Source organism: Streptomyces blattellae (assembly GCF_009709555.1).
Classification (GTDB): Bacteria; Actinomycetota; Actinomycetes; order Streptomycetales; family Streptomycetaceae; genus Streptomyces; species Streptomyces blattellae.
Map to the genome: position 1 here is coordinate 44,090 of NZ_WJBG01000248.1, position 17,936 is coordinate 62,025.

The 17,936-nt window shown below is 70.8% G+C and carries 19 protein-coding genes; 6 read left to right on the top strand and 13 right to left on the bottom strand.

The genetic code is table 11. The annotated features are described in order from the left end of the window. Positions 1 to 180 precede the first annotated feature (180 nt). The 3 genes from cbiE to GFH49_RS37035 form a co-directional block, all read right to left on the bottom strand. A complete protein-coding gene (cbiE, locus tag GFH49_RS37025) occupies positions 181 to 1,395 on the bottom strand; it encodes a precorrin-6y C5,15-methyltransferase (decarboxylating) subunit CbiE (protein WP_155060442.1) in 1,215 nt (404 codons plus the stop codon). Positions 1,396 to 1,510: 115 nt separating this feature from the next. Then, positions 1,511 to 2,134, bottom strand: coding sequence for a GNAT family N-acetyltransferase (locus tag GFH49_RS37030; protein WP_155060443.1), 624 nt, complete (start codon positions 2,132 to 2,134; stop codon positions 1,511 to 1,513). Positions 2,135 to 2,302: 168 nt separating this feature from the next. After that, the gene (locus GFH49_RS37035; RefSeq protein ID WP_155060444.1) at positions 2,303 to 2,968 is read right to left on the bottom strand and encodes an HAD family hydrolase; all 666 of its coding nucleotides are present in this window, start codon (positions 2,966 to 2,968) and stop codon (positions 2,303 to 2,305) included. A 69-nt stretch (positions 2,969 to 3,037) separates the two neighbouring features. On the opposite strand from GFH49_RS37035, the gene GFH49_RS37040 reads away from it, so the two are divergent. Beyond that, positions 3,038 to 3,397 (top strand): hypothetical protein, encoded by a 360-nt coding sequence (locus GFH49_RS37040; protein ID WP_155060445.1) that lies wholly within the window; start codon positions 3,038 to 3,040, stop codon positions 3,395 to 3,397. Beyond that, positions 3,378 to 3,821, top strand: coding sequence for a hypothetical protein (locus GFH49_RS37045; protein WP_155060446.1), 444 nt, complete (start codon positions 3,378 to 3,380; stop codon positions 3,819 to 3,821). The genes GFH49_RS37040 and GFH49_RS37045 overlap by 20 nt, the downstream gene beginning before the upstream one ends. Before the next feature lie 19 nt (positions 3,822 to 3,840). Here GFH49_RS37045 and GFH49_RS37050 read toward each other — a convergent pair whose 3' ends face one another. From GFH49_RS37050 to GFH49_RS37060, 3 genes are all read right to left on the bottom strand, one after another. After that, a complete protein-coding gene (locus GFH49_RS37050; protein ID WP_155060447.1) occupies positions 3,841 to 4,338 on the bottom strand; it encodes a GNAT family N-acetyltransferase in 498 nt (165 codons plus the stop codon). A 44-nt stretch (positions 4,339 to 4,382) separates the two neighbouring features. Further along, a complete protein-coding gene (locus tag GFH49_RS37055) occupies positions 4,383 to 4,889 on the bottom strand; it encodes an RNA polymerase sigma factor (protein WP_155060448.1) in 507 nt (168 codons plus the stop codon). Positions 4,890 to 4,964: 75 nt separating this feature from the next. Beyond that, a complete protein-coding gene (locus tag GFH49_RS37060) occupies positions 4,965 to 6,128 on the bottom strand; it encodes a glycerophosphodiester phosphodiesterase (protein ID WP_155060449.1) in 1,164 nt (387 codons plus the stop codon). A 389-nt stretch (positions 6,129 to 6,517) separates the two neighbouring features. Between GFH49_RS37060 and GFH49_RS37065 the strand changes: the two genes are divergently transcribed. Continuing rightward, positions 6,518 to 7,189 (top strand): lysophospholipid acyltransferase family protein, encoded by a 672-nt coding sequence (locus GFH49_RS37065; RefSeq protein WP_155060482.1) that lies wholly within the window; start codon positions 6,518 to 6,520, stop codon positions 7,187 to 7,189. Positions 7,190 to 7,228: 39 nt separating this feature from the next. Here GFH49_RS37065 and GFH49_RS37070 read toward each other — a convergent pair whose 3' ends face one another. The 5 genes from GFH49_RS37070 to GFH49_RS37090 form a co-directional block, all read right to left on the bottom strand. After that, entirely contained in the window at positions 7,229 to 8,752 is a 1,524-nt protein-coding gene (locus GFH49_RS37070) for an MFS transporter (protein WP_155060450.1), read from the bottom strand. After that, positions 8,749 to 9,300: a TetR/AcrR family transcriptional regulator gene (locus GFH49_RS37075; protein ID WP_230396710.1), complete on the bottom strand. Its 552-nt coding sequence runs from the start codon at positions 9,298 to 9,300 to the stop codon at positions 8,749 to 8,751. Before GFH49_RS37075 ends, GFH49_RS37070 begins: the two co-directional genes overlap by 4 nt. 133 nt (positions 9,301 to 9,433) lie before the next feature. Then, complete coding sequence (locus GFH49_RS37080) at positions 9,434 to 10,405, bottom strand: aldo/keto reductase (RefSeq protein WP_155060452.1); 972 nt, start codon at positions 10,403 to 10,405, stop codon at positions 9,434 to 9,436. A gap of 88 nt (positions 10,406 to 10,493) precedes the next feature. Continuing rightward, positions 10,494 to 11,924 (bottom strand): argininosuccinate lyase, encoded by a 1,431-nt coding sequence (gene argH / locus GFH49_RS37085; RefSeq protein WP_155060453.1) that lies wholly within the window; start codon positions 11,922 to 11,924, stop codon positions 10,494 to 10,496. 99 nt (positions 11,925 to 12,023) lie between these two features. After that, entirely contained in the window at positions 12,024 to 13,217 is a 1,194-nt protein-coding gene (locus GFH49_RS37090) for an argininosuccinate synthase (RefSeq protein ID WP_155060454.1), read from the bottom strand. Between the two features lie 215 nt (positions 13,218 to 13,432). Between GFH49_RS37090 and GFH49_RS37095 the strand changes: the two genes are divergently transcribed. The 3 genes from GFH49_RS37095 (at position 13,433) to GFH49_RS37105 (ending at position 15,753) form a co-directional block, all read left to right on the top strand. Continuing rightward, positions 13,433 to 14,353 carry a hypothetical protein gene (locus GFH49_RS37095; protein ID WP_155060455.1) on the top strand — a complete coding sequence of 307 codons (921 nt, stop codon included), beginning with the start codon at positions 13,433 to 13,435 and terminating at the stop codon, positions 14,351 to 14,353. Positions 14,354 to 14,469: 116 nt separating this feature from the next. Further along, positions 14,470 to 15,051: a pyridoxamine 5'-phosphate oxidase family protein gene (locus GFH49_RS37100; RefSeq protein ID WP_155060456.1), complete on the top strand. Its 582-nt coding sequence runs from the start codon at positions 14,470 to 14,472 to the stop codon at positions 15,049 to 15,051. Positions 15,052 to 15,054: 3 nt separating this feature from the next. Further along, entirely contained in the window at positions 15,055 to 15,753 is a 699-nt protein-coding gene (locus tag GFH49_RS37105; RefSeq protein WP_155060457.1) for a L,D-transpeptidase family protein, read from the top strand. On the opposite strand, the gene GFH49_RS37110 is transcribed toward GFH49_RS37105, so the two are convergent. Both GFH49_RS37110 and GFH49_RS37115 read right to left on the bottom strand, forming a co-directional pair. Beyond that, complete coding sequence (locus GFH49_RS37110) at positions 15,740 to 17,179, bottom strand: sensor histidine kinase (RefSeq protein WP_155060458.1); 1,440 nt, start codon at positions 17,177 to 17,179, stop codon at positions 15,740 to 15,742. The genes GFH49_RS37105 and GFH49_RS37110 overlap by 14 nt on opposite strands. Beyond that, positions 17,176 to 17,916 (bottom strand): response regulator transcription factor, encoded by a 741-nt coding sequence (locus GFH49_RS37115; RefSeq protein ID WP_155060459.1) that lies wholly within the window; start codon positions 17,914 to 17,916, stop codon positions 17,176 to 17,178. Before GFH49_RS37115 ends, GFH49_RS37110 begins: the two co-directional genes overlap by 4 nt. Between the last annotated feature and the right edge of the window lie 20 nt (positions 17,917 to 17,936).

Below are 17,936 nucleotides of genomic sequence, written 5' to 3' on the forward strand. Positions count from 1 at the left end.
AGACCGCTGTGGACTGCGCCACGTTGCGCGTCCTCCGGTTCTGCCGTACCACAGCCACCCCAAAACGGGTGTGCTTTCCGGACATTGACCGACGAAGCGCCGGGTGACCGAGTGCGGTACAACGATCGGCCAGCCTACCGCGCGCAGTACGACAACAGGATCACGGGGACGGGATCGGGATCAGCCCGCGCGTTCCGGCAGGACCCCGCTGAGCAGGAACACCACGCTGCGTTCCTTCTCCGTCCAGGCCCGTGTGTCGAGTTCGACGGACTGCAGCAGGGCGCACGCGACCTGGTAGCCGTGTTCCGTGAGGTCGCGGCCGAGGAGTTCGGCGGCGTCGCGGGTGGCGGCGTGGGTGACGATGCGCTGCGGGCGTCGGTCGGCGACCGCGGAGACCACGACCGCTCCCCCGCCGCCGACCCGGACGACGTCCGGCTCGGGCAGGTTCTCCAGGACGTGCGGGGCGCTGCCGTGCACGACCTGCAGCTGGACGCCGTGGTGCCGGGCGGAGGACTCGGTGCGGACGCACGCTTCGAGCGCGCCGTCCACGGCGATGACCGCGGCGCCGGCCCGGGCGGACTCGACGGCGAAGGCGCCGCTGCCGCAGCCGATGTCCCATACGAGGTCGCCGACGCGCGGGCCGAGGCGGGCGAGTTGGGCCGCGCGGAGCGGTTCCAGCTCGCCTTCGCCCATGAGGCCGCCGTACGCCGCGGAGGGCAGCGTCCAGCCGCGCGGCCCGGCGGCCGGTTCGCGTCCGGCGATCCAGCCTCCGCCCTCGGCGGCGGCGGTGACGGGCCCGCCGATGACGATGACGACGTTCGGGTCCCGCCAGGTGTGGTCGGCGGCCTTGTCGGAGGTGAGGATCGTGACCCGCTCGCGTTCGGTGCCGAGTTCCTCGCAGATGACGAAGGTGCGGTGAACGCCTTCCAGGAGCAGGCCGAGTTCGGCGGGGCCGGCGCCCGGTGAGGTGAGGACGGCGACCTTGGTGTGGGCCCGGCACACATTCACCGCGCGTCGCAGGGTGCGTCGGTGTGCGACGACCACCTGGGCATCGTCCCAGGGCATCCCGGCGCGCGCGAAGGCGGCGGCGACGGAGGAAACGGCCGGTACGACCTCGACCTCCAGGCCGAACTCGGGTGCGCGCAGCGTCCGTACGACACCGAAGAAGCCGGGGTCCCCGTCGGCGAGCACCACCGCGGTGCCGCGGTGTCCGGCGATGCGGCGGGCGGCGAGGGCGACGCTGCCTAGGCGCATCCGCTCGGCGGTGTGCGGTACCTCGGGGAGCGCGAGGTGGTGCGCGGCGCCTGCCACCAGCGTGGCCGCGCCCAGGGCCGCGCGTGCCGCGGCGGTCAGGGGCGAACCGTCCCAGCCGATCACCGTGACCCGGTCGGCCATCGTCGTCAGTCTCCAGAGGGTTTACGCAGGTCGTCAGGGTGTGGCCCGTACCCGGGCTCCGTGAGGGTACCCGGTGGCGTCGGGAGACCCGCGAGGGCGGTGGTCGCCGGCGGGTTCAGTTCCAGTCCGCGAACGCGGTGAATCCGCCGTCGCCGACGCCCGCGAGGTCCTCCGGCAGCAGGCTCCACACGATCACATCGGTGCGTACGTCGGCCCAGTCGCCGGTCTCGGTTCTGCTGCGGGCTATCCATGCGTTGCGCAGGACGCCCTCGCTGATGCACCCGATCTTCTGGGCGACCTGCTGGGAGGCGGTGTTGCCGGCGGCGGTGCGCAGTTCCAGCCGCTCGAACTTCTGGTCGTGGAACAGCCACTGGGCGGTGGCGAGGGCCGCCTCGGAGGCATAGCCCTCGCCGCGGGCCCAGGGGGCGATGACATACGCGATCTCGCTGGCGCGCACCCGCCAGTCGGTGTTCTGCAGGTGCACGATGCCGACGAGACGCTGGGTGAGGAACTCGGTGACCGCGAAGACGATCCCGCGGCCGTCGGCCCGCTCGGCGGGGGCCTGTTCGGTGACCCAGGTGCGTGCGTGGGCCTGGGTGTAGGGGTGCGGGACCGAGGTCCAGGCGGTGACCATCTCGTCGTTCATCATCTCGGCCAGGGAGTCGATGTCCAGCGCCTCGAAGGGGCGCAGCACCAACCGCTCCGTGCTGATGGAGATGTCGGGGAAGGTGCTCGTCATGCGCCGCTCCGTAACCTTCGGGAACCTGCAGGGCCTGCTGAACTGCCCAGCATGCAGCATGAAAGCACCGAACCGCACCACGGGGCCCACACCAACCGGAGGATCGAGCGGGTGGTCTGCGGGTCGAGCGCGAGCGCTCCCCAGTGCCTGAAATCAGAGCCACCGTCCTTACCGGGCACCGCCGTCCACACGGCGGACGGAGATCTCCACTCCTCCGGCGGTGACCAGCGCGGACAGGGCTGAGAGGTCGGTGACCACCAGGTCGGCGTCCAGTTCGTGGGCCTGGTGGGTCGTGGTCAGGGCCACGGTGGTCATCCCGGCGGCGCGGCCCGCCTGGAGGCCGGCCGGGGCGTCCTCGAAGACGACGCAGTGGGCCGGGTCGACTCCCAGCTCGCGGGCGGCGAGGAGGTAGGGCTCGGGGTCGGGTTTGCCGCGTGTGATGTCGTCGGCGGAGATGAGCGTCTTGGGCAGGATGCCGACGGCGTCGAGCCTGGCCTCGGCGAGCCGCCGGGTGGCCGAGGTGACGACGGCCCAGCGATCGGCCGGCAGGGAGTCGAGGAACGACTTCGTACCGGGCAGCAGGTGCGCGCCCCCGCCGGGCACGTCCTCCACCTCCAGTTCCTCGATCCGCGCGACGGCCTCCGGCACGACGTCGGCAGGCAGCAGCTCCGCGACTATCTCGACGGCCGGGCGTCCGTGCAGCTCGACCCCGCCGAACTCCTCCGTGATGCCGTACTCCTCGGCCCATCGCGCCCAGCAGCGGTCCACGGAGTCGAGGGAGGAGAGGAGGGTGCCGTCGTTGTCGAACAGCAGGGCTTGTGCGCGGATCTTCATGCCCTCGACCCTACGGGGCGCTCCGGGGGCGGCGGCACCAGGCCTTTTGGGCCGTATTAGGCTCACCGCATGTTTGATGCCCTGACGCTGACGACCGGTGTCGCCGCGTTGCTGCTGGCCGCGTGGTGCGGGTGGGCGGCGTACCGAGATCAGCCGACCAAGGACTGGCACTTCATCGGGATGGCCGTGGTGTCCGTGCTGGCCCTCGTCCAGCTGGTGATCGGGATCGTGCAGTTGGCGCGGGGCGAGGAGCCGGAGCAGGGGACGACGATCTTCGTCGCGTACCTGATCGGGACGCTCGCGTGCATTCCGGCGGCGGGGTTCATGTCGCTGGCGGAGCGGACGCGCTGGGGCTCCGTGACGGTGGCGGCCGGTGGCGTGGTGCTGGCAGTTCTTGAGGTGCGGCTCTATGACATCTGGGGAGGCTGAGGTGGCGGCAGCCGTGGAGGAGAAGCGGACCCGGCTGATCAGCGGACCCGGGATGCTGCTGGTCTGGCTGTACGGCGTGATGGTCGTCGGTGCCGTGTCGCGCTCGGTCGTCCAGATCTCCACGGAGTTCGACCACGCGCCGCTCGCCTACTCGCTGTCCGCGGTGGCGGGTCTCGTGTACGGCTTCATCACGTACTCGCTGGTGCGGGGTGGGGAAACGGCCCGCAAGGTGGCGCTGGGATGCTGCGCCGCGGAGTTGCTGGGTGTGCTGACGGTCGGCACGTGGACCTTGGTCGAGCCGTCAGCGTTTCCCGATGCGACCGTGTGGTCGGACTACGGCATGGGGTACCTCTTCATCCCCGTGCTGTTGCCCATGACCGCCATGTACTGGCTGCGGAAGTCGCCGAGCGAGCGGCCCGGCTGAGCGCGCCCTGGGCCGGACCTCAGGCCGTCGCCGCGTATGTGCCGGCCGGCTTCTCCAGGACGATCATCGGTACCCCGTCCTCGCCCTTCGACGTGCCCACCGTCTGGTAGCCCACCTTGCGGTACAAACGCAGGTTGCCCTCGCTGCGGTGGCCGGTGTGGAGGCGGAAGCGCTTGGCGCCGTGCTGCTCGGCGAGGGCGGATTCGGCGGCGCGCAGGAGCCTCGCGCCGATGCCGTGGCCCTGGAGGCGGGGGTGGACGCAGAGCTTGCCGATGGCGGCGGCGCCGTCGTCGGTGAGCGCGCCGCGGACCGAGCCGACCACCTCGTCGCCGAGGCGGGCGACGAAGACGCAGTCCTTGGCGACCTCCTCGCGCACCGAGTCCAGCGTCTGGACGAGCGGGTCGATGCGGTAGTTGCCGTACAGCGCCGCCTCGCTCTGGAAGCAGAGGTACTGCAGCCGGAAGATCTGCTCGGTATCCTGCTCGGCCGCCACGGAGATGGTCACGCTCATGCCCATGTGTGCACGCCTCCCGCTCACCTGTCGCCTGTTGTTCCTCGTTCCTATCCCCGTGCTTCGCGGGCCGCAACCTCCGGCGTGAGCAATCGACGCAGACATCCCAGACATCTGGAGCGTTCCGGGCCAAGACTGCCCTGTGAGATACCCAACTCCCCCGCGATTTCCCGGTATGTGAGGTCATTCGGGGAGAGGAGGGCTTCGAGAAGGCGGGGGCAGCGGCCGGGGAGGCGGCGCACCGCGTCGCGCAGGGCGCGGTGCCGGGCGGCGGTGAGCGCGAGGTGTTCCGGGCCGTGGTCGCCGATGTCGGCGGGTTCGGTGTCGTACGGCCGTTCGTGTCGGGTCGTACGGCGGGTGCGGCGGACCTCGGAGCGGACGGCCTGGCGGAGCCAGCGCTGGGGATCGCTCGGCGGGCCCTCCGCGTCCAGGCGCTCCAGCAGACGGAGCCAGACCGCCTGCTCCAGGTCGCCGGGCTCGGTTCCGGAGGCATGTGCCTCGGCCGAGGCCTCGGCGATGAGCAGCGGCCGAAGTGCGGTCACCAGGTCGTACGTCATATGCGACACGACGCGGCCGCCCGAGCGGCAGGTTGCCCGGGCGGCCGGATGTCACTTCGATCGGGGCCGGAAGGCTCAGCCGTTGACGAAGTCCTCGCGGGCCAGCAGACCGGTGTCCGGCTGGTCGGTGAAGACGCCGTCGATACCGGTGGCGAAGTAGGCCTGGTAGGCGCCGAAGACGTCACCGTACGCGTCGGCGCCGGTGCCCTTGCGGAAGTTCGCCGGCAGGAAGGGGTTCTCGTTGCGCAGCGTCCACGGGTGCAGGATCAGGCCCGCCGCGTGGGCGTCCTCGACCAGCGTGGTCGGCCGGGTGAGGTTGCCGCTCGCGTCCCTCGGAATGATCAGGTCGAGGGTGGGGCCGATGCCGTTCGCGTAGGAGGCGATCCACTTCAGGCCCTCGGGCTTGACGAGGTCGGCGACCGTGCGCGGGTCACCGGCCTCGACGAAGTCCCAGGGACGGGTGGTGGGGCCGGACAGCAGCACGGCGAGGGGGTTGCCGACGAGCTTGTTCAGGCGCTGGATGCTGCTCGGCTCGAAGGACTGCAGGATGACCGGCGAGTTCTTCCGGTCCTTGCCGTACGTGCGCAGCATGTCGGCGACCCGCTCCTCCAGGCCGAGGCCCAGCTTGCGGAAGTAGGTGGGATGCTTGGTCTCGGGGTAGATCCAGACCTGCTTGCCGCGCTTGCGGGTCTGCTCGTCCTGCCACTGGAGCACCTCTTCGAAGGTGGGGATCTCCCAGCGGCCGTCGTAGAGCTTGTTGTGCGGACGGTTGTCCGGGATGCGCTCGATCGCGCGCAGCGTCTTCAGCTCGGCGAGTGTGAAGTCCTCGGTGAACCAGCCGGTTACGGAGACGCCGTCCAGGACCTTGGTGGTCTTGCGGCCCGCGAACTCGGGGTGGTCGGCGACGTCGGTGGTGCCGCCTATCTCCGGCTCGTGGCGGCAGACGATGTGCCCGTCCCTGGTGGGCACCAGGTCGCCGGCCTCGACGACGTGGGCGCCCATGTCGAGGGCCAGTTCGTACGAGCCGAAGGTGTGCTCCGGCCGGTAGCCGCTGGCGCCCCGGTGGCCGATGATCGTCGGTACCGGCAGGCTCTTCACTCCGCCGCCCCCGTGCCGTGTGCCGGCTCTCGCCGTGCCGGGCAGCCCGAGCACCGCTCCGCCCGTGCCCAGCACCGCCGCGCCGAGCACCGCCCGTCGTCCGGTCCCGCGCGCCTGCTCGTTCGACTCCTGCGCCCCCATGAGCGCCCTCCCTCGATCGGCCCGTTGATGCGGGCCGATCGTAGGGGCGTGCGCATGACGAGCAGGAGACCGGCGTCGGAACACGGGGGTGACGCCTGACGTCGTATGGGGTCAGGCTTCTGATGGTTCGTCGGCATCGAGTGCATGGCTCCGGGTAGGCGACCGGTTGACACGGTTGAGGACCGGTCGCCCCATCGTGCGCGACTTCCGTCACATCGTTCCGGGTGGATTACCGGCGCGCATCGGGACGCCACCGCAGGTAAACCTGGGTCAACAGTGCGTAATACCTCGGTGAACCCGCGAATCCCGATGTGCACTACCCCCCGAGCCGCGAGTATCGTCCTCACCTGCACAGACTTATACCGAACCCGTTGACACCGGAGGGCCCGTTGTCCCGCTTCGCGCTCATCAAGGCAGTGCTCGGCCCGATCATGCGCCTGATGTTCCGCCCCCGGGTGGAGGGTGCGGAGCACATCCCCGGCGACGGTCCGGTCATCCTGGCCGGCAACCACCTCACGTTCATCGACTCGATCGTGCTGCCGCTGGTCTGCGACCGTCAGGTCTTCTTCATCGGCAAGGACGAGTACGTCACCGGCAAGGGCTTCAAGGGCCGCCTGATGGCCTGGTTCTTCACCGGCGTCGGCATGATCCCCGTGGACCGGGACGGTGCGAGCGGGGGTGTGGCCGCGCTGATGACGGGGCGCCGGATCCTGGAGGAAGAAAAGGTCTTCGGCATCTACCCGGAGGGCACGCGCTCGCCCGACGGTCGGCTGTACCGGGGTCGGACGGGGATCGCGCGGCTGACGCTGATGACGGGGGCGCCGGTCGTGCCGTTCGCGATGATCGGCACGGACAAGTTGCAGCCGGGGGGTGCGGGGATTCCGCGGCCCGGCCGCGTGACCGTTCGTTTCGGTGCGGCGATGGAGTTCTCGCGGTACGAGGGGATGGACCGCGACCGGTATGTGCTGCGGGCCGTGACCGACTCCGTGATGGCAGAGGTCATGCGGTTGTCGGGGCAGGAGTACGTGGACGTGTACGCCACGAAGGCGAAGGCCGCGTAGCCGTCCGCGGGCCTGTGGGCGCGACCAGCCCCGCGCACCTCAAGGCCTGCTGTCCAGCCGTTGGGTTCGCAGCATGAACCACGCCGCCGCTGCCGCCGCCAGCAGGACTGCCGCGCCTGCTCCTGCCGCCAGGGCGAGTCCGTCCACGAAGGCGCTCCGCGCCGCGTCCAGCATCGCCCCCGACGTCTGCGCCGGCATCCCCGCCGCCGCCTCCACCGCACCGCCCAGCGACTCGTGTGCCGCGCCCGGAGTTTCCGCCGGACCCGCGAAGCCGCGGTAGACGCCCGTCACGATCGAGCCGAGGAGTGCGATGCCGAGGGCCGCACCCAGTTCGTACGCCGTCTCGGACACCGCCGATGCCGCGCCCGCCTCCTCCTTCGGCACGCTGGAGAGGATGACGTCCGCGGTGACGGTGAAGGAGAAGCCCGCGCCGATGCCCACGACGAGCAGGGCGGCGCCGAGCAGGGGGTAGCCGGTGGACTGGTCGATGACCGTCAGGGCGGCCAGGGCGAGGCCGACCGCCGCGAGGCCGCCGGAGACGACGGCGCGTACGGAGAAGCGCCGGGCCGCGCGACCGGCGATCAGGCCGGCCGCCACCGCGCCGATGGCGGCGGGCAGTTCGGCCAGCCCCGCCTCCAACGGGCCTCGGCCCTGGACGAGTTGCAGATACTGCGAGAGGAAGAACACCAGGCCGGACAGGCCGAAGACGGTCAGCAGGTCGGCCAGGACGGCCCCGCCGAAGCCCCGGTTACCGAACAGCCTCATGTCCAACAGGGGCTTGGGCAGGACGAGTTGGCGTCTCACAAAGCCGTACAGCGACGCCGGGCCCAGCACGCCCGCGGCGGCTGTCTGCCAGGTGAAGCCATGGCTCGCGGCCTCCTTCACGGCGTAGACGGTCGCGACCATGCCGACGAGTGACAGCACGACGCTGGGCAGGTCCCACGGGCCCGGGTTCGGATTGCGTGACTCCGGCAGCGTCCTGATGCCGACGAGGACGAGGACCACCATCAAGGGCAGGTTGATCAGGAAGACCGAGCCCCACCAGAAGTGTTCGAGCAGGAAGCCGCCGGTGATCGGCCCGACGGCCGTACCGGCGGAGGCGGTCGCGCCCCAGATGCCGACCGCGAGGCTGCGTTCGCGCGGGTCGTGGAAGAGGTTGCGGATCAGGGCGAGCGTGGCCGGCATCAGCGTCGCGCCCGCGACACCGAGCAGCGCCCGGGCCGCGATCATCAGCTCCGGGGTCGTCGCGTAGGCGTTGAGCACGGATATCGCGCCGAACGCCGTGGCGCCGACGAGCAGGATCCGCTTCCGGCCGATGCGGTCGCCCAGGCTGCCCATGGAGACGAGCAGACCGGCGATCACGAACGAGTAGACGTCACCGATCCAGAGGAGCTGGGTGCCCGTGGGACTCAGGTCCTCGCTGATGTAGGGGGTCGCAAGGCCGAGGACGGTCGCGTCGACGGCCACCAGCAGCACGGCGAGCACGAGGACGGCCAGCGCCAGCCAGCGTCCGGGGCGCTTCACCGCCTCGGTGGGGCTCGCCGACTGCAGGGTGCTGGTCATGGTTCCTCTCTCCGTACCGCGCCGCCGAGCAACAGCTCGACGATCATGAAGTTGAAGTCCTTGGAGGCCACGCGGCCTTCGGACACCGCCCAGGCGCCGGAGGCCAGCAGGCCGTAGAGCGCCTCGGTGAGCCAGGCCGGCGTGAGGTCGATACGGAACTCGCCGGCCGCCTGACCGCGCCGGAACAGGGCCGCGACGCGGTCGTCGATCCGGGTCCAGCCCTCGTTCTGCTGCCCGCCCTCGAACAGCTGGTTCTCGGTGTAGAGGAAGGCCAGCAGTGCGGCGGCCGGTTCGATCTCGCGGACGAGCCGTCTCACGGCGTCGCTTGCGCTGCCCTCGTCCAGACGGGCCCCGTCCAGCGCGGCCTCGCACTCCGCGATGCCCAGCGATTCGAGGGCCCGCACGAGCGCGTCACGCCCGGCGAACTGGCGGTGCAGCGTGGCCCGGCTGATCCCGGCGGCCTTGGCGACCTCGTCCATGGTCGCGGTGGATTTGCGGGTGAGCAGGGCGGCTGCGCTGCGCAGCACATGGTCACGGTCGACAGCCATGAGACGACCATACTCCATGTGAGACATATTTGTCTCATTCGGTGCGCGTGCGTCTCACGGACCTTGTCCCTCGTGGTTCCTTGTCTTTCGTGGTCCCTTGTCCCTCGTGGTTCCCTGTCCCTCGCGTGGCTTCTCAGTGCCAGGGCAACTGCCCGCGCCGTTCCCAGTACGCGGGCGGGTCCTCCACCAGCGCCGCCAGCCGGGACAGCTGGGCCTCGTCGAGGTCGACGACCGCGGCGTGCAGGTTGGAGGCCAGTTGGACGACGGTCGCGGCACCGGACAGGACGACACCGGCCCACGGCTGCCGCAGGATCAGCGCGAGGGCGACGGCATCGCATCCCAGAGACGTTTCTTCGGCTACGGCCTTCAGCGCGTCCGGCGCGTAGGGATCGGCGAGCCGCCCGTTGGCCATGGCTTCCTTGACGATGACCGTGAGTCCGGCGTCGTGGGCCTCGGCGAGCGCGGGACCGGCCGAGGTCTCCAGCGCGTTGTAGGTGGACTGGACGGTACGGAAGAGGGGCTCGCCGTCGACCGTCACGGCGAGGGCGGCACGGATGGTGTCGGCCTGGGCGGGTCCGCTGGTGGAGAAGCCGATGGTCAGGCCCTGGGCGGCGGCCTCGGCGAGCCTCGCGTGGAGTTCCTTGTCGGTGAGAGCCGGGCTGTCCGGGGTCAGCGAGTGGATCTGGTAGAGGTCGAGCCGGTCACCGAGCAGGGCGCCGGTCTCGGCGCGCTGGCGCTCGTATGTCGCGGCGCTGTGGTCCTTCACCTCGTGCTGCTCGGCGTCGGTGGACCAGCCCGCCGTGTAGGTGTAGCCCCATTTGCTGCCGATGACCACGTCGTCGACGTCGGGGTGGGCGTTCAGCCAGTCGGCGAGGAACTCCTCGGAACGGCCGTAGGAGCGGGCCGCGTCGAAGTAGCGGACGCCTTGGGCGTAGGCGGCGTCCAGGAGTTCGTCGGTACGGGCGCGCAGCGTGTCGACGCTGCGGTTGTCTCCGAGGTCCCGGTCCCGGCCGAGGTTGATGTAGCCGGGGCGCCCGACGGCGGCGAGGCCGAGGCCGATGTGGCAGGTGGCGGTCGTGGCTGAGGCCAGTCGGGCGAAGGGCATCGCGGGCTCCGTTGGTCGGCTCCGGTACGGCTTGCGACCAACGTAACCCGAGATGACCTGCGGTGAAGCGCGGGCGCCTCCCGCGCTCCTAAGGGTGCTTCGCTTCTGCCCACCTGTGCTGCGCCGCCACGTTCGCCTTGACCTCGTCCAGTTGTACGGCCACCGCACTTGGCGCCGTGCCTCCCCGACCGCTGCGCGAGGCCAGTGCGCCCGGCACGTTCAAGACTGAGCGGACCTCGGGGGTCAACTGGGCGCTGATCTTCGCGAACTGCTCGTCCGTCAGGTCGTTCAGTTCCTTGCCCTCGGCCTCGGCGGCCTTGACGCACTCGCCGGCGACCTCGTGGGCGACGCGGAAGGGGACGCCCTGCTTGACCAGCCACTCGGCGATGTCGGTGGCGAGGGAGAAGCCGGCCGGGGCCAGTTCCGCCATGCGCTCGCGGTGGACGGTGAGGGTGGCCATCATGCCGGTGAAGGCGGGGAGCAGGACCTCCAGCTGGTCGCAGGAGTCGAAGACCGGCTCCTTGTCCTCCTGGAGGTCGCGGTTGTACGCCAGCGGCAGGGCCTTCAGCGTCGCCAGCAGGCCCGTCAGGTTGCCGATCAGGCGGCCGGACTTGCCGCGCGCCAGCTCCGCGATGTCCGGGTTCTTCTTCTGCGGCATGATCGACGAGCCCGTGGAGAACGCGTCGTGCAGGGTCACGAAGGAGAACTCCTTCGTGTTCCAGATGATGACCTCCTCGGCGATCCGGGAGAGGTTGACGCCGATCATCGCGGTGATGAAGGCGAACTCGGCGACGAAGTCACGGGAGGCCGTGCCGTCGATCGAGTTGGCGACCGACCCGTGCTCGAAGCCGAGGTCCTTCGCCACCGCCTCCGGGTCCAGGCCCAGCGACGAGCCCGCCAGGGCACCCGAGCCGTACGGGGAGACGGCCGTGCGCTCGTCCCACTGGCGCAGGCGCTCCGCGTCCCGGGACAGGGACTGCACATGGGCGAGGACATGGTGGGCGAAGAGCACCGGCTGGGCGTGCTGGAGGTGGGTGCGGCCGGGCATCGCCGCGTCCGGGTGGGCCTCGGCGAGGCCGATCAGCGCGTCCTGGAGGTCGGCGATCAGGCCGCCGATGATACGGGCGTGGTCGCGCAGGTACATGCGGAAGAGGGTCGCGACCTGGTCGTTCCTCGACCGGCCCGCGCGCAGCTTGCCGCCGAGGTCGGGGCCGAGGCGCTCCAGCAGGCCGCGCTCCAGGGCCGTGTGGACGTCCTCGTCGGCGATCGTGCCGACGAACGAACCGTCCGCCACGTCCGCCTCCAGCTGGTCGAGCCCGGCCAGCATCTGCGTCAACTCCTCCTCGGTGAGCAGACCCGCCTTGTTCAGCACGCGCGCGTGGGCGCGCGAACCGGCGATGTCGTAGGGCGCGAGCCGCCAGTCGAAGTGGACGGACGCGGACAGCTTCGCCAGGGCCTCGGCGGGACCGTCGGCGAAACGGCCGCCCCAGAGGCGTACGTCACCGCTGTTGCTGCTCACTGCGTTGCTCCTAGGGAGGTCTGGATGTGCCACCGCCTCCCCACGACGTGAGTGAGGAGGCGGTTGTCAGGCTAGTTCAGGTGAGGTGTCCTGCGGCGGTTACGCCAGGTCGCGCTTGGCCGCGATCTTCGACGACAGGCTGTAGATGTCGATGAAGCCCTTGGCCGCGGCCTGGTCGAAGGTGTCGCCGGTGTCGTACGTGGCGAGGTTGAAGTCGTACAGCGAGGTCTCGGAGCGCCGGCCGGTGACGACCGCGCGGCCGCCGTGCAGCGTCATCCGGATGTCGCCGTTGACGTGCTGGCTGGCCTCGTCGATGAAGCCTTCCAGGGCGCGCTTGAGCGGGGAGAACCACTGGCCGTCGTAGACCAGTTCGCCCCAGCGCTGCTCGACCTGCCGCTTGTAGCGGGCGAGTTCGCGCTCGACGGTGACGTTCTCCAGCTCCTGGTGGGCGGTGATCAGGGCGATCGCGCCCGGGGCCTCGTACACCTCGCGGGACTTGATGCCGACGAGGCGGTCCTCGACCATGTCGATCCGGCCGATGCCCTGGGCGCCGGCGCGCTCGTTGAGCTGCTGGATCGCCTGCAGGACGGTGACGGGCTTGCCGTCGATGGCGACCGGGACGCCCGCCTTGAAGGAGATGATCACCTCGTCGGCGTCGCGCGGGGTGGCCGGGTTCTGGGTGTACTCGTAGATGTCCTCGATCGGGGCGTTCCAGATGTCCTCAAGGAAGCCGGTCTCGACGGCACGGCCGAAGACGTTCTGGTCGATGGAGTACGGGGACTTCTTGGTGGTCGCGATCGGGAGGTTCTTCTCCTCGCAGAACGCGATGGCCTTGTCGCGGGTCATCGCGTAGTCGCGGACCGGGGCGATGCACTTGAGGTCGGGCGCGAGGGCGACGATGCCGGCCTCGAAGCGGACCTGGTCGTTGCCCTTGCCGGTGCAGCCGTGGGCGACGGTGGTGGCTCCGTGCTTCTGGGCGGCGGCGACGAGGTGCTTGACGATCGTCGGCCGGGAGAGGGCGGAGACCAGCGGGTAGCGGTCCATGTAGAGGGCGTTGGCCTTGATCGCCGGGAGGCAGTACTCCTCGGCGAACTCGTCCTTGGCGTCCGCGACCTCGGCCTCGACGGCACCGCACGCGAGGGCGCGCTTGCGGATGACGTCCAGGTCCTCGCCGCCCTGGCCGACGTCGACCGCAACGGCGATGACCTCGGCGCCCGTCTCCTCGGCGATCCAGCCGATGGCGACGGAGGTGTCCAGTCCGCCTGAGTAGGCGAGTACGACGCGCTCGGTCACGGGTTTCTCCTCACAGTGCATTCGCTGACATGCATGAGTATGCAGGAGTCTGCATGGTTCGTCAATCTCGGTGGCTCGGAAGACGAATCGCGGACGGGTTTGAACGCGGGAAATCGCTTGCCCGTATCTCTCGCCGGACGCAGGCGCCGCGTTTGTCAACAACCGAGTCGTTCGGAAACCACCGAACCGACTCCCGACCCGAGTGAGGCATCCTCATGTCCAGGGCTCTTCCGAAGTACAACAAGCGCCGCGTCGCGTTCATCGGCGGCGCCGCCGCGGTCGTGCTGACCGGCGCGGTCATCGCCCAGTCCGCCCTCGCCGGAGAGACGTCCGAGAGCAGCGACGGCGTCCGGACCCTGGCGGGCCCCGGCACGATCAGCTGCCCGGACGTCACCTCCCAGCTGCCCGCGATCCCCGCCTCCGCCCAGGCCGAGGTCGACAGCAACCTGGCCCAGCTCCAGACCCAGATCGACGAAGCCAACCAGCGACTGGTCGATACCGTGGGCCAGGGCGGCCCCAACTTCGTACAGAACGCCATCCTCGGCCCGCTGGAGGACAAGCGCGTCGCCGCCCTCAACCGCATCGAGACCGCCATCGGCCGGGCGGCGGCGAAGCCGGAGGGGCTGGAGGCGTTCGCCGCCTGCACCCTCAACGGGGACGGCGGCGGCGCGGCTGCGGATGAGGAGGCCACCACCGGCGAGGACACGGGCGCCGAGGCCGAGGCCGGTGCCGGTGCGGAGGCCGGTGCCGGTGAAGAGGCCGGTGCCGGCGAAGAGGCGGATGCCGGCGAAGAGGCCGCGGACGAGGCGGGCGACGCCGCGGGCGACGCGGGGAACACCGGCGCCTCCACGATCAGCTGCCCGGACGTCGCCTCGCAGCTTCCGGCGATCCCGGCCTCCGCCCAGGCCGAGGTGGACCGCAATCTGGCCCTGCTCGACACCCAGATCGCCGAGGCGAACCAGCGGCTGGTCGACACCGTGGGCCAGGGCGGCCCCAACTTCGTACAGAACGCCATCCTCGGCCCGCTGGAGGACAAGCGCGTCGCCACCGTCAACCGCATCGCCACCGCCATCGGCCGCAGCGCCGAGAAGCCCCAGGGACTGGACTCCCTGGCTGCCTGCACGCTCACCGAGTGACGTGACAGGCGCTGTGGCCGCCCCGCGTGAGCGCCGGCCGGGGCGGCCACGGGCCGGACAACCGGACCGCATAATTCCTTAGACAGGCGAACTAACTGCGCCTATGATCGTTAGACATGGGAAAGACCTATGAGCGCATAGACGGCCGGCTCCGCACCTTCATCGAGGAACAGCCCCTCTTCTTCACCGCGACCGCCCCGCTCTCCGGCGAGGGCACGGTCAACCTCTCACCCAAGGGCCTGAAGGGTTCCTTCGCGGTGCTGGACGAGCACACGGTCGCCTACCTCGACTTCGCCGGCTCCACCGCGGAGACCGTCGCCCATCTGCGCGAGAACGGCCGGATCACCCTCATGTGGTGCGCCTTCCAGGGGCCGCCGAACATCGTCCGCGTACACGGTCGCGGTGAGCCGGTCTTCCGCGACGACCCCCGCTTCGGGGAACTCCTCGCCCACTTCCCGGACATCGACCCGACGCCGCACGGGCTGCGCGCGATCATCGTCGTGACGGCGGACCTGGTGCGGGACAGCTGCGGATACGCCGTGCCCTTCATGACCTACGACGAGGACCGCGACCTGCACGGCAGGCGCTTCGCGCGCGAGGACGACGCCTCGCTCAGCGCCTACTTCCAGAAGAAGGAGCACATCGGAACGAGCCTGGATGGCCTACCCGGGCTGCCGCTGCCGCCGTCTACGGTCTGAGGCATGCGCCCCGGTGTCGTCGCCGCCCTCGCCGTCCCGTCCTTCCTCCTGCTCGGTGCCGCGCCCGAGGGCGCCGAGCCGCTGCCCGCGCGGATGGCGGACACCGGTGGCGGCACCCAGCTGATCACGGCCGTCGCACCCCGGACCGGCGCCACGACCGGCACGGTCACGTGGTGGGACCTGAGCGACGGCCGCTGGGTGAAGGCGGGTTCCGCAGCCGCCCGCTTCGGCGCGAACGGCCTCGCCGAGGGCGCCACGCGCCGGCAGGGCACGAACACCACTCCCACCGGGCTGTACGGCATGCCGTACGCCTTCGGCATCAAGGCGGCGCCGCGCGGGACGGCGTACGAGTACCGCCCGGTGCACCGGAACTCCTGGTGGTGCCAGGACAACGACTCGCGGTCCTACAACCGCTGGACCGAGCCGCTGGCGGCCGACTGCCGGGCCTCCGAGTCGGAGCAGCTTCTCTCGTACCCCACGCAGTACGACCACGCGCTCGTGGTCGACTTCAACTACCGCAAGCCCGTCCGCCACCGCGGGGCCGGAATCTTCCTGCATGTCAACGGGCGCGGAGCGACGGCCGGTTGTGTGTCGGTACCGGTGGACGCGATGCGGCGGATCCTCCAGTGGGCGGACCCCGGCCGCGGTCCGCACATCGCGATCGGGACGACGAGCGGGCCCGCGGCGATCACCAGGTACTGAGCCAGGCCGTGAACGTCGTCGATCCCGGTCGGCTGCGCACCGTCACGCGGCCCCCGTGTGCCTCCACGACCGCCGCCACGATCGACAGGCCGAGGCCCGCGCCGCCGGTCGCGCTCTTGGTGCGGCGGTCCGCGCGGGTGAAGCGTTCGAAGACGCTCGGCTGAAGGTCCTCGGGGACGCCGGGGCCGTCGTCGTGGACCTGGAGTGTCGCCGTCGTGCCGGTGGCCGCCAGGGTCACCGTCACCTTGGTGCCGGAGGGTGTGTGCAAGCGGGCGTTGGCCAGCAGGTTGGCCAGCACCTGGTGCAGGCGGTGTTCGTCGCCGGTCACCGTCACCGGTTCCTCGGGGAGGTCCAGTCCCCAGATGTGGTCCGGGCCCGCGGCCCGCGCGTCCGCCACCGCGTCCAGGACCAGGCGGGTCAGGTCGACGGGGGATGCCTCCAGCGGGCGGCCCGCGTCCAGACGGGCCAGCAGCAGGAGGTCGTCGACCATCGCGCCCATGCGGGTGGACTCGGCGGTGATGCGCTCCAGGGCCCGGGTGACCTCGGGCGGAACCGGTCCCGGATGCAGGAGGGCGAGTTCGGCGTGGCCGCGTACCGAGGCGACCGGGGTGCGCAGTTCGTGGCTGGCGTCGGCGGCGAAGCTGCGCAGCCGCTCCTCGCTCGCGTGGCGCTTGGTGAGGGCGTCCTCGACATGCCCGAGCATCAGGTTGAAGGCGGCGGCGACCCGGCCCACCTCGCTGCGCGGGTCGGCCTCGGGGGCGCGCGGCGGCAGCGCCACCTCGCCGCTGGCCAGCGGGAGTTCGCTGACCTGGGTGGCGGTCGCGGCGACCCGGCTCAGCGGTCGCAGGGACCAGCGCACCCACAGGGCGCCCGCGACGCCGGCGGCCGTGAGGGCCGCACCGGACACGATCCCGGCGACCAGTTCCAGGCGGTGGACGGTGGCCTCGACGGGCTCCAGGGGCAGGCCGGTGATCAGGATGTCGCCGTCCATGCCCCGGGAGGCGAGAACCCGGTAGGTGTCCAGGGCGGACAGGTCGAGGCTGTGGACCTTGTCGTCGGCCGGGACCGCGGCGAGCCTTTTCCTGTCGCCGGCGGTCAGGTGGACGTTCAGAGCGCCGGTGGAGCGGGCGACCGCCGCGTGGGTCACCGTGCCGTCCATCAGCCGGGCGCCGAACGTGCCCGCGGTCTGAAGGCGGGTGTCGCCGTACACGTCGCCGTCGTAACCGTCGGGCATCAGCCCCTTGAGTTCCAGGCTGACCGCGAACCGGTCACCGGTGTCGATCAGCCTCTCGTCGAGGCGGTTGGTGAGGAAGCCTTTCAGTCCGACCACGGCGGCCACACCGACGGCGGCGCAGCCGACCGCCAGCAGCACCACGAGGCCGAGGATGAACCGCGCGCGCAGGGTGTGCGGCAGGATGCGCCTCATCGTGCCACCGGTTTCAGCACGTATCCCGCCCCCCGCACGGTGTGGATCATCGGCTTGCGGCCGGCGTCGACCTTCTTGCGCAGGTAGGAAATGTACAGCTCGACGACATGGGCGCGGCCGCCGAAGTCGTAGGACCACACCCGGTCGAGGATCTGCGTCTTGCTGAGCACGCGCCGCGGATTGCGCATGAGGAAGCGCAGCAGCTCGAACTCGGTCGGGGACAGGTCGATCAGCTCGCCGGCGCGGGTGACCTCGCGGGCCTCCTCGTCCATGACCAGGTCGCCGACGGTCATGCGCGGCCCCCCGTCCAGCTGCCGGGCCATGCCCGCGCGGCGCAGCAGGCCGCGCACCCGGGCGACGACCTCCTCCAGGCTGAACGGCTTGGTGACATAGTCGTCGCCGCCCGCCGTGATGCCCGCGATGCGGTCCTCCACGGCGTCCCGCGCGGTCAGGAAGAGCACACAGACGTCCTCCTTCACGGTGCGCAGGGAACGCAGCACGGCGAAGCCGTCGGTGTCCGGGAGCATCACGTCCAGGACGACGGCGTCGGGCAGCAACTCCCGGGCGGCGACGACCGCCGAGGCGCCGTCGCCGGCCGTGCGGACCTGCCAGCCCTCGTAGCGCAGGGCGCCGGAGAGGACCTCGGCGAGGTCGTCGTCGTCATCGACGACGAGGACGCGCAGCGGGGTGCCGTCGGGGCGGGTGAGGGCGGGGCGGCCGGATCTGGTGGTGGTCATGGCCCTTCCAGGATTCGTGA

Coding starts and splice junctions, on each gene's coding strand:
- cbiE (WP_155060442.1), bottom strand. CDS start 1,395: ATGGCCGACCGGGTCACGGTGATCGGCTGGGACGGTTCGCCCCTGACC.
- GFH49_RS37095 (WP_155060455.1), top strand. CDS start 13,433: ATGTCCAGGGCTCTTCCGAAGTACAACAAGCGCCGCGTCGCGTTCATC.
- GFH49_RS37040 (WP_155060445.1), top strand. CDS start 3,038: ATGTTTGATGCCCTGACGCTGACGACCGGTGTCGCCGCGTTGCTGCTG.
- GFH49_RS37035 (WP_155060444.1), bottom strand. CDS start 2,968: ATGAAGATCCGCGCACAAGCCCTGCTGTTCGACAACGACGGCACCCTC.
- GFH49_RS37110 (WP_155060458.1), bottom strand. CDS start 17,179: ATGAGGCGCATCCTGCCGCACACCCTGCGCGCGCGGTTCATCCTCGGC.
- GFH49_RS37075 (WP_230396710.1), bottom strand. CDS start 9,300: ATGGCTGTCGACCGTGACCATGTGCTGCGCAGCGCAGCCGCCCTGCTC.
- GFH49_RS37050 (WP_155060447.1), bottom strand. CDS start 4,338: ATGGGCATGAGCGTGACCATCTCCGTGGCGGCCGAGCAGGATACCGAG.
- GFH49_RS37045 (WP_155060446.1), top strand. CDS start 3,378: ATGACATCTGGGGAGGCTGAGGTGGCGGCAGCCGTGGAGGAGAAGCGG.
- GFH49_RS37105 (WP_155060457.1), top strand. CDS start 15,055: ATGCGCCCCGGTGTCGTCGCCGCCCTCGCCGTCCCGTCCTTCCTCCTG.
- GFH49_RS37100 (WP_155060456.1), top strand. CDS start 14,470: ATGGGAAAGACCTATGAGCGCATAGACGGCCGGCTCCGCACCTTCATC.
- GFH49_RS37060 (WP_155060449.1), bottom strand. CDS start 6,128: ATGGGGGCGCAGGAGTCGAACGAGCAGGCGCGCGGGACCGGACGACGG.
- GFH49_RS37055 (WP_155060448.1), bottom strand. CDS start 4,889: ATGACGTACGACCTGGTGACCGCACTTCGGCCGCTGCTCATCGCCGAG.
- GFH49_RS37070 (WP_155060450.1), bottom strand. CDS start 8,752: ATGACCAGCACCCTGCAGTCGGCGAGCCCCACCGAGGCGGTGAAGCGC.
- GFH49_RS37080 (WP_155060452.1), bottom strand. CDS start 10,405: ATGCCCTTCGCCCGACTGGCCTCAGCCACGACCGCCACCTGCCACATC.
- GFH49_RS37030 (WP_155060443.1), bottom strand. CDS start 2,134: ATGACGAGCACCTTCCCCGACATCTCCATCAGCACGGAGCGGTTGGTG.
- GFH49_RS37115 (WP_155060459.1), bottom strand. CDS start 17,916: ATGACCACCACCAGATCCGGCCGCCCCGCCCTCACCCGCCCCGACGGC.